Source organism: Longispora albida DSM 44784, from assembly GCF_000379825.1.
Lineage (GTDB): Bacteria > Actinomycetota > Actinomycetes > Mycobacteriales > Micromonosporaceae > Longispora > Longispora albida.
On record NZ_KB903834.1, the window covers coordinates 413,964 to 427,830 of the forward strand.

Consider the following 13,867-nt stretch of genomic DNA (forward strand, 5'->3'; position numbering starts at 1 on the left):
CTCAAGAACTCCGTATCCCATATGCGTCCCCGACAGCCTACGATCGGCGGGTGGCTGTGACCGAGACGACGCCCCTAGCAGCGCCAGACGACGCGCCCGCCGCCCCCGTGGTGCCGGACGAGGTGCGCCGGCGGCTGAGCCCGCTGATCGCCCGCGACCCGATGTCGTGGGTGTGGACGGCGGCCGTCGCCCTGATCGCCGCGACCCTGCGGCTGGTCGGCCTGGCTTTCCCCGGCGGCAAGGTCTTCGACGAGCAGCACTACGTCAAGCACGCCGAGACGTTCATCGACCGTGGTATCGAGTGGAACGTCGAGACCAACGGCGCCGACTACGTCGTGCACCCGCCGCTCGGCAAGTGGTGCATCGCGCTCGGCGAGATGGTGTTCGGCCGCAACGAGTTCGGCTGGCGGATCGGATCGGTGGTCGCGGGGGTCGCCGCCGTCGTCATCATCACCCGGCTCGCCCGGCGGATGTTCGGTTCCACCGTGCTCGGCTGCGCGGCCGGTCTGCTGATGGCGCTCGACGGGTTCCAGTTCGTGCTGTCGCGGTTCGCGCTGCTCGACATCTTCCTGCTGCTGTTCGTCGTCGCGTCCTTCGCGTGCCTGGTCGCCGACCGCGACCAGCGGCGTGGCCGGTGGCTGAGCGCCCTGGAGGAGGGCAGGCTGCGGCCGAGGTTCTCCGTGCCGTGGTGGCGGATCGCCAGCGCCGTCCTGCTCGGCTGCGCCCTGTCGGTGAAATGGTCGGCCGTCACGTACGCGATCGGTTTCGTGATCATGTTCGTGGCGTGGGAGATCCAGATCCGCCGGACGGCCGGGGTGAAGCGCCCGATCTGGAACGGCTTCCTCGACGAGCTCGGCTGGGTCGCCCTCTACACGCTGACCACGATCGTCACGTACGTCAGCAGCTGGTTCGGCTGGTTCGCCAGCGACCAGGGCTGGGGCAGGCACTGGCTCCGCGACAACGGGCACTCCGAGCCGCCCGTCATCGGCGCGCTCTACAACCTGTTCAAGTACCACCGCGACATGCTCACCTTCCACGAGGGACTGAGCGACAAGCACCCGTACCAGTCGTGGCCGATGGAGTGGCTGCTGCTCGGCCGGCCGGTCGCCTTCCACTACACGGGCGACGCGGCGTGCGGGGCTCCCCAGTGCGCGTCCGAGGTGGTCCTGCTCGGTACGCCGCTGCTGTGGTGGTCCTTCATCCCCGCGCTGTTCGCCGTCGCGTGGTTCGGGCTGTCCCGCCGCGACTGGCGCGCGTGGCCGATCCTCGGCTTCTCGCTGCTCGGCGTGTTCATCCCGTGGGTGTTCTACCCCAAGCGCACGATGTTCTACTTCTACGCCGCCCCGGCCGAGCCGTTCCTGATCCTCGCCGTCACCTTCGTGCTCGGTGTCGTGGCAGGACAGCAGGCCCGCTCGGTATCGGTACTGACGCCGGACAGGCCCGCGCGGCGGCGGACGGTCGGGGCGGTGATCGCCGGCTCGTACCTGGGCGTGATCGCGGTCTGCTTCGCGTACTTCTACCCGATCTACACCGGCCAGGCGATCACCTACGCGAGCTGGTGGGCCCGCATGTGGCTAGGAAACCACTGGGTCTAGGGGTGGTGCCGACCCGCTGAGACGGCCGATGCGCGCGTTGTCGGGAACCCGGCATACAACACCGGTATGCCGGAACCCCTCCGCCTTCGCCTCGGCCGTCTCAGCGGGCCACCTCGCCTTAGACCAAGAGCCAGATCCAGAACTCACCGTTGTGCGGGTTCCATAACCGGGAGTTAACGACCGTTGCGAATTCCGGCGTTGTAAGGCTCTCTGCCTGCGGCGATGCTTGGTCTGTTCCTGAGTGGACCAAGCGTTTCCCTCCCCTCACCCATCAGCGTGCCGCAGACGCGGCGCGCTGGTGCCGCACGCCCGCAGAGAGGTTTTCATGCAATCCGGTAATCACCCGCGCCGCTGGCTGATCCTGATCGTGCTGTGCCTGGCCACGCTGGTGCTGGTCATCGACAACATGGTGCTGACGGTGGCGATCCCGCCGCTGACCGCCGACCTGGGTGCCACGGCCCAGGACATCCAGTGGATCCTCGACTCCTACATCCTGGTCTTCGCCGGCCTGCTGCTGACGGCTGGCAGCCTGTCCGACCGGTACGGCAGGCGGAAGGTCATGGTCATCGGCCTGGCTCTGTTCGGCCTGGCCTCGCTGGCGGCCACGTTCGTCACGAACCCCGGCCAGCTGATCGCCGCGCGGACCGCGATGGGCGTCGGCGGCGCACTGATCATGCCGAGCACCCTGTCGATCCTGATCACGGTCTTCGACGAGAACGAACGCCGCAAGGCCATGAGCGCGTGGGGCGCGGTGGCCATGCTGGGCCTGGTCGGCGGGCCGATCGCCGGTGGCGCGCTGATCGCCGAGTACTCCTGGGAGACCGCGTTCTGGATCAACGTGCCGGTCGCAGCGGTCGCCATCATCGCCTCGTTCGCCCTGATGCCCGAGTCGAAGGGCCCGGAGCGCAAGGCCGATCCGCTCGGCGCGATCCTGTCGGTGGCCGGGATGACCGCCCTGGTGTGGACGATCATCGAACTGCCCCACGGACTCAACTGGGCATCACTGGCGGTGGCGGTGGCCGCCCTGGCCGGGTTCGTCGCCTGGGAGCTGCGTACTCCGCACCCGATGGTGCCGCTCAAGCTGTTCCGTGACCGCACGTTCAGCGGTGGCAGCCTGTCACTGACCCTGGTCCAGATCGGCAACGGCGGCCTGCTGCTCGTGATGACCCAGTACCTCCAGTTCGTGCTGGGCTACACCCCGACCGAGGCCGGCCTGGCCTTCATTCCGCTCGCGATCGCCTCGCTGGTGTTCAACGGGATCGGCGCCGGCCTCGGCGCGAAGATCGGCAACCGGCCGATGATCAGCGCCGGGCTGCTGGCCTGTGCGGGCGGCTTCGGGCTGATGGCCACCCTCAACGCCTCCGACGGCTTCTGGATCACCGCTGTCGCCCTGGCCCTGATGGGAGCGGGAGCCGGCCTGGCCATGCCCGCTGCGGTCTCAGCACTCATGGGCGCGATCCCGCCGGAGCAGGCCGGGGTCGGCTCCGCGCTCAACGACACGATCCAGCAGGCTGGCGCCGCCCTGGGCGTCGCCGTGCTCGGCAGCATCCTCGCCGACAGCTACAGCGCCGGCATGGACAGCGCGCCCGAGACCGCCCGCCGTTCCATCGCCGACGCACTCGCTCTCGGTGACTCTGCCCTCGCCCAGGCCGCCAGGGAAGCGTTCACCGATGCCATGTCCACCACGTTCCTGATCAGCGCTGCCGGAGTCGTGGCGGCCGCCATCGTGTCCCTGGTCGTGCTGCCCGGCCGCAAGGCCGCTGCGGCCGGGAAGACCGAAGAACTCGTCAGTACCGGGCACTGAGCCGCCTGCCGGCGGGAGGCGGGAACTCCGCCTCCCGCCGGTGTACTCAGGCCGCCTCGTAGCTCAGGTCGAGGACGCCGTTGGGGAGCGCGGCCGAACGGGTCAGCGCGAGCGGCACGCGGGTACCTTCGGCGAACAGGCGCTCACCAGAGCCCAGCACGATCGGGTGCACCAGCAGCCGCAGCTCGTCGAGCAGCCCGGCGGCGAGCAGTGTCCGGGTCAGGCTGAGGCTGCCGGAGAGGTTGATGTTGCCGCCCGGCTGGCCCTTGAGCTCTCGCATCGCCTCGAGGAAGTCGCCCTCGATCACGGCGGAGTTCTGCCACTCGGCCTTGTCCAGCGTGGTGGACGCGACGAGCTTGCGGATGCTGTTGAACTGGTCGGCCATCTCGCCGGTCTGGTGCGGCCAGACGGCGGCGAAGCCCTCGTAGGTGACCCGGCCCAGCAGCAGCGTGTCCGCCGCGGCTGTCATGGTCCCGATCGCGGCGTTCATCTCCTCGCTCATGTACGGGAAGTGCCAGGTCTCCGGGGCCTCCACGACCCCGTCGAGCGAGATGAACAGCCCGGCGACAATCTTGCGGCTCATGGTGGGTACTCCTCTGTGGATCGCTTTCGCTGAACATGATCAGCTTCCGCCGCGCCGCCCGGGCCGATCAACGCACGATCGCCACACGATCGCTTACCGGGACTCAACGATCCCGGACCGCCAGCACCGTCTCGGCGAAGTCCCGCGTCCGGCTGGTCTCCCGCGCCGCCGGCCACAGCAGTCCGTAGTCGATGGCCCGCGCGTCGCTGAACGGGACGAAGGCCACGTCCGGCCGGTCGTGGTACCAGGCGGCCCTGGCGCTGGCCGGAGTCACACCCTTGCCCGTGGCGACGTACGAGAGCATCTGGCTCCACGAGCCGGCCGCCGGCCCGCGCGGGATGAGCCGGCCGCTCGGCGTGTACCGGGGGTAGTGGAAGTCCGTCCAGTACGCGGGCGCCCGGCCGGCGATGCTGACCAGCGGCGTACCGGCCAGGTCCTCCAGCGACACCGACCTGCACGTGGCGAGCGGATGGGCACTGGGCACGATCAGCGCCCGTGGCTCGGAGAACACGACCGGGCCGCGCGTGATGTCGTGCTCCTCGACCGGGAACGCGCTGATCTGGAGGTCCAGCGCGCCGTCCCGCAGCTGCCCGAGCGGGTCGGACAGCTGGATCTCGCTGACCTGCACCACACAGTCCGGATACCGGGTGCTGAACGCGTCGGCGGCCAGGATCGTGAGGTCGCCGACCCACTGCGCCGAGTACCCGACGCGCAGCAGCCCGCTGATCCCCCGCGCGGCGTCCATCGCCGACCGGATCACCTCGTCCATCCTGGAGGCCAGAGGACGGAGGTCGTCGGCGAGCTGCCGGCCGAGCGGGGTGAGGCCGACCCGGCGGCTGGTGCGCTCGAAGAGCGGCGCGCCGATCAGGCGTTCCAGCTTCTTGATGGTCTGGCTGACCCGGCTCGTCGTGAGGCGCAGCCGGGTGGCCGTCCGTCCGAAGTGCAGGTCAGCGGCGAGGGTCAGGAACGTCTCCAGCTCGTGCCGCTCCCACATGACGCCCCGCCTCCCCTCAACTTTCACAATGAGGAAAAGCTACGTAGCGTTTATAGGTTCGTCAAATATGATTGTTGCAATGTGCGATGTTTAGCCAGGTCAAGCGCGAGCAATCATTGCAATGGCCCTGCCCACGAATGCAAGGTGCGGGCAGAGAGTTGCAATGGGCTGCCCATGAACGCACGCCAGCGAGTGCCGCGGCGCGCACCGGGCACCCGTGCCATCCATATCGACACGTATTGCCTCGTGAGATCGGGACGTGTATACATTTCAATACTTAGGTTTCTTAACAGTTAAGGACCGGTCATGAAACTACGTCAACGGCTCGCGTGGGCGGCGGCGGCGACACTCGCCCTGCCACTCGGGTTCGCCGCCGCGCTGGCCAGCGCTGCCCCCTCGGCGCCGGCCAGCGCGGCACCCAGCAGTGGCGGGGTGAAGTTCGCGTACTTCACGCAGTGGGGCATCTACCAGAACGCCTTCTACCCGAAGAACATGCAGACCTCTGGCGCCGCCGCGAAGATCGACTTCCTGAACTACGCCTTCGCCAACATCCACCCGACCAACCACACCTGCTTCATGGCGACCAAGGCCGCCTCGCAGGACGAGAACAACCCGAACGCCGGCGACGGCGCGGGTGACGCGTTCGCCGACTACCAGAAGAGCTACGGGGCCGACATCAGTGTCGACGGCGTGGCCGACACCTGGAACCAGCCGATCGTGGGCAACTTCAACCAGCTCAAGAAGCTGAAGGCGAAGAACCCCAACATGAAGATCCTGATCTCGATCGGCGGCTGGACCTACTCGAAGTACTTCTCGGACGCCGCGATGACCGACGCCTCCCGGAAGAAGTTCGTCACGTCCTGTATCAACATGTTCATCAAGGGCGACCTGCCGGTCGAGGCCGGCTACGGCGGCCCCGGCTCGGCGGCCGGCATCTTCGACGGCATCGACCTCGACTGGGAGTACCCGGGCTCGCCGGGTGGCCACGTGGGCAACCACTACGGCGACTACGACAAGGTCAACTTCACGCTGCTGCTGAAGGAGTTCCGGACGCAGCTCGACGCGCTGGGTGGCGGGAAGAAGTGGCTGACGGCCGCGATGCCCGCCGGGCAGGACAAGATCAAGTATGTCGAGACGGACAAGGTCGGGCAGTACCTCGACTACTCGAACCTGATGACGTACGACATGCACGGCGGCTGGGAGAAGACCGGCCCGACCAACCACCAGGCCCCGGTGTACGAGAACCCGGCCGACCCGATGACCCCGGTCCCGCCGGGCACGAAGAAGTACTCCGCAGACACCGCCGTGGCCGCGTGGGTGGACGGCCTGCCCGAGTACGGCATCCCTGGCGGCTTCCCGGCCAGCAAGATCACGGTCGGCTACCCGTTCTACTACCGTGGCTGGACCGGCGTCCCGAACAACGGCAAGAACGGCCTCTTCCAGCCGGCCACAGCCCCGGCTGCGGGTGCCCCGCTGTCGGGCAACGTTCCCGGCGTGCGGTTCTACAAGGAACTGACCGGCTTCGTGGACAACGCCTCCCGCACGTACTACGACCCGGTCAGCCAGGCCGCGTACTTCTACGACGGCACCACGTTCTGGAGCGGCGACTCGAAGCAGTCCATCAAGGCCCGCGCCGACTACGCGCACTGCAAAGGCCTCGGCGGCGGCATGTTCTACTCGATGGAATCGCTGGACCCGGGCATGACCCTGTTCAACGCGGCCGTCGACGCGATCAACGCGACCACCCCGGGCTGTGTCGGCCCGACGACCACGCCGACCACGACACCGCCCACGACTCCCCCGACGACCCCGCCCACCACCGGGCCAACGACGACGCCGCCGACCACCACCCCGCCCGGGTGCAGTGTCCCGGCGTGGCTCTCCACGAAGGTGTACGTGGGTGGCGACACCGCCTCGCACGCCGGCCGGGTGTGGAAGGCCAAGTGGTGGACACAGGGCGAGACCCCCGGCACGGCAGCCGTCTGGGAGGACACAGGCGCGTGCGGCCCTGCGACCAGCCAGCCGCCCGGTACCTGCACGGTTGCCGCCTGGGTGGCCAGCCGCGCCTACAGTGGCGGGGCCGTGGTCTCCCACAACAGCAAGAAGTGGCGCGCCAAGTGGTGGACACAGGGCGAGACGCCCGGCACCGCAGCCGTCTGGGAAGACCAAGGCACCTGTAACGCGTGAGTGCCGACCCGGTGGGAGCGTCGATGCGCGCGTTGCCGAGAACCCGGCATACAACACTCTCTGCCGCCGCCTCAACGCTCCCGCCGGGCCACCTCAGGTCAGATCAAGAGCATGCACGCTGACGAAGCTTTTCTCTCCTCCTGGGAGGCCCGGTGCTGGGGCACCGGGCCTCCCGCTTTTCTTGGTCCATTGACGACCGTCCACTGTGATCCGAGACACGTCCGGCCTCGGCGGGCCGGACTGGAGACGGCTCGGAACGTCGCAGGTCAGGCCCGGAAAGCGGCGCCTTACCGTCCCCGAACACTCGGAGGCCTGCTTTCACCATCTGAAACTTCACGGTGGGCAGCCCTGGATCCACTATGTACCGTCGGGAAGGTCAGTTCACCCTAGACAGCCTCAAGCCCTGACATAGCCGGCATTTCACGGCTTGGGCGAGTCAGCACCGGGATCCGGTGCACGCTACGGGAGGAAATGATCATGAATACCCTGACCAAGCTCACCATCGGAGCCGTCGCCCTGACGGGCTCGTTCCTGGCCGCCGCCCCGGCCTCCGCGGCACCCGCCGCCGACACCACCGCCAGCCCGGCTCTGGGCTCGCAGGTCTCCGCCCAGTTCGCCTCGGTGACCATCCGCAACGCCCAGACCGGCCGCCTGCTGGACAGCAACTACAACGGCAACGTCTACACGCTGCCCGCCAACGGCGGGAACTACCAGCGGTGGACCGGCCCCGGCGACGGCACCGTCCGCAACGCCCAGACCGGCCGCTGCCTCGACAGCAACTACGACGGCGCCGTCTACACGCTGCCGTGCAACGGCGGTAGCTACCAGAAGTGGCTGTTCTACAGCAACGGCTACATCCAGAACGTCGAGACCGGACGCGTGCTCGACAGCAACTACAACGGCAACGTGTACACACTGCCGGCCAACGGCGGCAACTACCAGAAGTGGTACACCGGCTGAGCCTGGTAGTGCCGGCCCGGTGAGGGCCACCTCGCGCTAGATCAAGAGCGAGTACCAAGAGCGCTGAACTAGCACCATCACACGAGACGGGCACCCGGGATTCCCTGGGTGCCCGTTGCGTGTGCTGAGAGGTGTCCAGCCTCGTCGCGGGTACAAAATCACGCTCTTCAAGCTTTTGATCTTGATCTAAGGCGAAGTGGCCCGTTGAGCGGAAATCTGACAAGCAGAACAAAAGCCCGTGTACTGGTTGTACATGGGCTTTTGTTCTGCGCAGCTCAGATTTTCGCTCAACGGGTCTATCACCCCTTGATGGAGCGGATCCATTCGTAGATGCCCCAGACCCAGGCGGCGAGGGGGACGACGCCGAGGATGAGGATGATCTCGAGGATGTCGAGGGTGCGGCCCCAGACCGGGGAGATCCGCTTGCCGGCGACGCCGAGGCCGTAGACCAGGCTGATCCCAGCGAGGATCAGGAGGGCTGCGAGGACGACGGCCAGCCGGATCAGCGGGGAACTGGCGGAGAAGCTGGCCAGGGCGACGAGTGCCAGGCCAATCGCGCCGGTGAGCAGGAGCGGCAGGCGCTGGAGCCAGCCGTGGAAGACGCGGGCCTGGGTGAGCAGGACCAGGGACAGGACTGTGCCGAGCAGAGCGCCCTGCATCCCGCCACCGGTCACCACCAGGAGCAGCACGCCGACAGCCGTGAAGGCCACGCCACCCAGGAGCCCCGCCAGGTACTGGTCGGCGGTGTCCGCGCCGCGCCGCACGCGCCCGCCGTCGACGATCTCGTTGTCGGCGCGCAGGTCGGCCGGGCCGGTCGGGATGGTCGGCATCGGGAGCTTGGCGAGCCGGTAGGCGTTCATGGGCAGCGAGGGCAGGCCGAGGACCAGGATCGCGGACACCACGGCGGCACCGCCGGACGGCGACAGTCCGAAGAGAACGCCCGTCACCGCGCCGATCAGGAACATCACCGAGACCACGCCTGCCCCGATGAACACCGGCCGCGCGTCGCCGACCGCCACTGCCGCGAGCAGCACGAAGAACAGCATCGCGGCGGCGGCGATCAGGACGTTGATGCCGTCGAGCGTGGAGACAGAGTCCGCCAGGAGCAGCAGGCCGCCGACCGTGCCGTACGCGGCGGCGACGAGCCCGCACGCGGCGCCGACCATGCTGTCGCCGGCCACCCGGGACATGATCGCCGCGAGGACGAGCAGGAGCACGCCGAGGCCGAGACCGACGGCACCCGCCGCCATCGTCGTGCCGGAGAAGAGGATCGCGAGCAGGCCGCCAGCGAGGGCGCCGATGCCGACCGCGACCGAGTAACGCCGGGTGTGTGACAGGCGCCACTTGCCGCCCCGGTCCACGGCGGCGGAGGCCACGGCGTCGACCGTGTCGTCGTACACATAGTCCGGCGCGACCTGCGAGCGCGGAGTCAGGTAGAGGATCTCGCCGTCGCGGAGGTCGAGCTGGGTGGCGGTCTTTGTGCTGTCCAGCACGTCTCCGCCGAGCCGGGAGAGCACCCAGCCGCCCTGCATCGCGCCGTCGTCGGCAAGGTCCGTCCCCGCGTACTGCAGCAGGGTCGGCATCATATCCGCAAAGGGGACGTCTCCGGGCAAGGAGATGTCAAGCCGTGATTTCGGTGCCTTCACGGTGATCCGGCACAAGCCCGCCGTGACCGCCATCGACCCTCTCCCCTCCGTGCCAGCCTGGCTTGCTGAGACTACCTAGACTGAGCAAATCTCAGGAGGTGGCATGGGTACCGTTCTGTTCCGAAGGCCGGCACGGCAGGCCGGGCCGCAGATTCCCCGCGGGGAGCTGCTGCTGGAGTCGCCGCCCGATCTTCCAGAACCGAACCCGAAAGGCCTCGGCCAGGTCCTGATGGTCCTGCCCATGCTCGCCGGCATGGGCGCGATGATGTTCATGTACGCGGGCCGTGGCGGCGGCAACTCCGCGATGCCGTGGATCACCGGCGCGCTGTTCGGCCTCTCGATGCTCGGCATGGGTGTCAGCCAGTTCACCCAGGGCAGCGGCGAGAAGAAGGCCGAGCTCAACCACTCACGCCGCGACTACATGCGGTACCTGACGCAGATGCGGAAGCGTGCGCGCAAGGCGGCGGCGCAGCAGCGTGAGGCCCTCCAGTTCCGCCAGCCGGAGCCCGACGCGCTCTGGGCGATCGCCGCGTCGGCCCGCCGGTGGGAGCGGAGGCCACCGGACGGCGACTTCGGCGAGACCCGGGTGGCCGTCGGCCCCCAGAAGCTCGCGGTGCAGATCATCACGCCGGAGACCAAGCCGGTCGAGGACCTGGAGCCGATGACCGCGATCGCCCTGCGGCGGTTCGTCCGGACCCACTCCACTGTGCACGACGTGCCGATGGCGCTGTCCGTCCGCTCGTTCAGCCGGCTCGTGATGCGCGGCGAGCGTGCCGTCGTCACCGACCTGACCCGGTCGATGCTGTGCCAGCTCGCCACGTTCCAGTCCCCGGAGGACATGCGGATCGCTGTCGTCACCAACGCCCAGCGGGTCGCAGAGTGGTCGTGGGTGAAGTGGCTGCCCCACAGCATGTACGAGCCGGTCAGCGACGCGGCCGGCCCGCTGCGGATGGTGTTCAGCAGCCTCGACGAGCTGGAGGAGCTGCTCGGCGAGGAGGTGTCGGCCCGGCCACGGCACGCTGCCGACGCCAAGCCGATCACGAGCATGCCGCACCTGGTCGTCATCCTCGACGGCGGCGAGGCCTCGCCCTCCTGCCACCTGGCGGGCCAGGGCCTGCAGGGTACGACGGTGATCGACCTGTCCGGCTTCACGCCGAGGCACGGCTGGCCGGGGCTGCTCACGCTGGAGGCCACCTCGGCCAGCGTCCAGGGCCTGCGTGGCGACCGGACGATCCCGCTCGGCGCGCCGGACCGGATGACGCTGGAGCAGGCGGAGGGGCTGGCACGCCAGCTCGCGCCGTACCGGCTGTCGTTGCAGACCAGCGGCGGCAACAGCGAGGAAGTGCTCAACGTCGCGACCGAGCTGCCCGAGCTGCTCGGGGTCGCCGACGCGGCCAAGGTCGACCCCCGGATCAGCTGGCACCCCCGGCCCAACCGGGAGAAGCTGCGCATCCCGCTCGGCGTCGGGCCGGACGGCGTGCCCGTCGACCTCGACATCAAGGAAGCGGCCCAGGAGGGCATGGGCCCGCACGGCCTGATCATCGGCGCGACCGGTTCGGGTAAGTCCGAGCTGCTGCGGACGATCGTGGCGGCGCTCGCCATCAACCACTCGTCCGAGGAAGTCAACTTCGTCCTCGTCGACTTCAAGGGTGGTGCGACGTTCGCGTCCCTCGACGTGCTCCCGCACACCAGCGCGGTCATCACCAACCTGTCGGACGAGCTGCCGATGGTCGACCGTATGCAGGACGCCATCGCCGGTGAGATGACGCGGCGGCAGGAGCTGCTGCGCTCGGCCGGCAACTACGTCTCGCGGTACGAGTACGAGAAGGCCCGGCTGGCCGGTGAGCCGCTGGCCCCGCTGCCCAGCCTGCTGATGATCTGTGACGAGTTCTCCGAGATGCTCGTCGCCAAGCCCGACTTCATCGACCTGTTCGTCCAGATCGGGCGGATCGGCCGGTCGATCGGCGTGCACCTCCTGCTCGCCTCGCAGCGGCTGGAGGAGGGCAAGCTGCGCGGCCTCGACACCTACCTGTCGTACCGGATCGGCCTGCGGACCTTCTCCGCCGTCGAGTCCCGCATCGTCCTCGGCGTCAACGACGCGTACGAGCTGCCCAACGCGCCCGGCCACGGGTACCTGAAGTCCGACGCGGCTGGTCCCCTGCACCGGTTCCGTGGCGCGTACGTGTCCGGCACGTACCGGCCGACCGGCATCCAGGCCAAGTCGCACACGCTGCTCCAGCGGCGGATCGTGCCCTACGACGTGGCGTACGTGCCGATCCCCGAGGTGCCGGACGTGCCGGTCGAGATCGAGGAGGCGACGCCGGAGCAGCAGGGCAAGCAGGCCTCCATGCTCGACGTGATCGTGGAGAAGCTGCGCGGCCAGGGCCCGCCGGCCCACCAGGTGTGGCTGCCGCCGCTGTCCGAGCCGCCGACCGTCGCCGAGCTGCTCCCGCCGCTGGCGATCGACCCGCAGCGCGGCCTCACGCCGGCGAACTGGCCGGGTGCCGGTCAGCTGCGCGTGCCGGTCGGCATCGTCGACAAGCCGTACGAGCAGCGCCGTGACCCGATGTACCTGGAGCTGGACGGGGCCGGCGGTCACGTGGCCGTCGTCGGCGGCCCGCAGTCCGGCAAGTCCACGCTGCTCCGGTCGCTCATCGCGTCCGTGGCGCTGACCCACACGCCGCGCGAGGCGCAGTTCTACTGCGTCGACTTCGGCGGTGGCACGCTCGTGTCGATGAAGGACCTGCCGCACGTCGGCGCCGTGTACACCCGGATGGAGGCCGACGGTATCCGCCGGACGATCTCCGAGGTCACGGCCCTGCTGGACAGCCGGGAGGCCAAGTTCACCCAGCACGGCATCGACTCGATGGCCACGTACCGCAGGCGGCGCGCGGCCGGCGAGTTCGCCGACGACCCGTTCGGTGACGTGTTCCTGGTCGTGGACGGCTGGGGCGGCTTCAAGCAGGACTACGAGAACTTCGAGCAGTCCGTGCTGAACCTCTGCTCACGCGGTCTCGGTTTCGGTATCCACGTGATCACCGCCGCGACCCGGTGGGGCGAGATCCGGATGGCGATGCGCGACCTGTTCGGTACGAAGGTCGAGCTGCGCCTCGGCGACCCGGGCGAGTCCGAGCTGGACCGCCGCGCCGCCGCCAACGTGCCGGAGCGCACGCCCGGCCGTGGTGTCACCAAGGAGAAGCTGCACTTCCTCACCGCCATCCCCCGGATGGACGGCACCAAGACGACCGACGACCTGGCCGAGGGCGTCTCCGCGCTGGTCAGCCAGATCCGTGGCGCCTGGTCGCACGCGACGGCCCCGAAGGTCCGCCTGCTGCCGGAGCTGCTGCACATCTCGGAGCTGCCGAGGGTCGACGCCAAGCTGGGCGTGCCGATCGGTATCGACGAGACGAAGCTCGCGCCGGTGATGATGGACTTCGGCAACGACCCGCACCTGATCGTGTTCGGCGACTCCGAGAGCGGCAAGTCCAACCTGCTGCGGGTGATCGGCCAGACGATCGAGCAGCAGTTCACCCCGGACCAGGCCCGGATCATCGTCGCCGACTACCGGCGTTCGCTGCTCGGCGCGTTCGGGCAGGACCACCTGCTCGGCTACGCGCCGTCCGGCCAGGCCTTCTCGGAGATCCTCGGCTCGGTGCAGGCGGCGATGAAGGACCGGCTGCCCGGCCCGGACGTGACGCCGCAGCAGCTCAAGGACCGCAGCTGGTGGTACGGGCCGGACGTCTACCTGCTGGTCGACGACTACGACCTGGTGGCTGGCAGCGCCGGCAACCCGCTGACGATGCTCAGCGAGTACCTGCCACAGGCCCGCGACCTCGGCCTGCACCTGATCCTGACCCGCCGGATGGGTGGCGCCTCGCGTGCCATGTACGACCCGGTGATCCAGCGGCTCCGCGAGCTGGACTGCCCGGGCCTGATGATGTCGGGCAACAAGGACGAGGGTGTGCTCTTCGGCAACCTGAAGCCGAGCATCCTCCCGCCGGGCCGTGGCACGCTGGTCCGCCGGAAGGACGGCATCAACCTCATCCAGACGGCATGGTCGGAGCCGTCCTGACGGCCATTCGGCATAGATGAGACTCA

The 13,867-nt window shown here is 68.8% G+C and carries 8 protein-coding genes; 5 read left to right on the plus strand and 3 right to left on the minus strand.

The window, feature by feature from the left end; all coding sequences use genetic code 11:
- Positions 1-50 precede the first annotated feature (50 nt).
- The gene (locus A3G1_RS0122475; RefSeq protein WP_245563567.1) at positions 51-1,595 is read left to right on the plus strand and encodes a dolichyl-phosphate-mannose--protein mannosyltransferase; all 1,545 of its coding nucleotides are present in this window, start codon (positions 51-53) and stop codon (positions 1,593-1,595) included.
- A 325-nt stretch (positions 1,596-1,920) separates the two neighbouring features.
- The gene (locus A3G1_RS0122480) at positions 1,921-3,399 is read left to right on the plus strand and encodes an MFS transporter (protein WP_018351749.1); all 1,479 of its coding nucleotides are present in this window, start codon (positions 1,921-1,923) and stop codon (positions 3,397-3,399) included.
- Between the two features lie 46 nt (positions 3,400-3,445).
- Here the strand turns inward: A3G1_RS0122480 and A3G1_RS0122485 are convergent, their stop codons facing one another.
- The gene (locus tag A3G1_RS0122485) at positions 3,446-3,982 is read right to left on the minus strand and encodes a dihydrofolate reductase family protein (protein ID WP_018351750.1); all 537 of its coding nucleotides are present in this window, start codon (positions 3,980-3,982) and stop codon (positions 3,446-3,448) included.
- 103 nt (positions 3,983-4,085) lie between these two features.
- On the minus strand, positions 4,086-4,976 hold the full coding sequence (locus A3G1_RS0122490) for a LysR family transcriptional regulator (RefSeq protein ID WP_018351751.1): 891 nt from the start codon (positions 4,974-4,976) through the stop codon (positions 4,086-4,088).
- 306 nt (positions 4,977-5,282) lie between these two features.
- On the opposite strand from A3G1_RS0122490, the gene A3G1_RS0122495 reads away from it, so the two are divergent.
- The gene (locus A3G1_RS0122495; RefSeq protein WP_018351752.1) at positions 5,283-7,163 is read left to right on the plus strand and encodes a glycosyl hydrolase family 18 protein; all 1,881 of its coding nucleotides are present in this window, start codon (positions 5,283-5,285) and stop codon (positions 7,161-7,163) included.
- Positions 7,164-7,640: 477 nt separating this feature from the next.
- Positions 7,641-8,123 carry an actinohivin gene (gene ath, locus A3G1_RS36230; RefSeq protein ID WP_083937060.1) on the plus strand — a complete coding sequence of 161 codons (483 nt, stop codon included), beginning with the start codon at positions 7,641-7,643 and terminating at the stop codon, positions 8,121-8,123.
- A 299-nt stretch (positions 8,124-8,422) separates the two neighbouring features.
- Here the strand turns inward: ath and eccD are convergent, their stop codons facing one another.
- Complete coding sequence (eccD, locus tag A3G1_RS0122505; RefSeq protein ID WP_026212409.1) at positions 8,423-9,802, minus strand: type VII secretion integral membrane protein EccD; 1,380 nt, start codon at positions 9,800-9,802, stop codon at positions 8,423-8,425.
- Between the two features lie 70 nt (positions 9,803-9,872).
- Here eccD and A3G1_RS0122510 point away from each other — a divergent pair, with 70 nt between their 5' ends.
- Positions 9,873-13,841 carry a type VII secretion protein EccC gene (locus A3G1_RS0122510; protein WP_018351755.1) on the plus strand — a complete coding sequence of 1,323 codons (3,969 nt, stop codon included), beginning with the start codon at positions 9,873-9,875 and terminating at the stop codon, positions 13,839-13,841.
- Positions 13,842-13,867 lie beyond the last annotated feature (26 nt).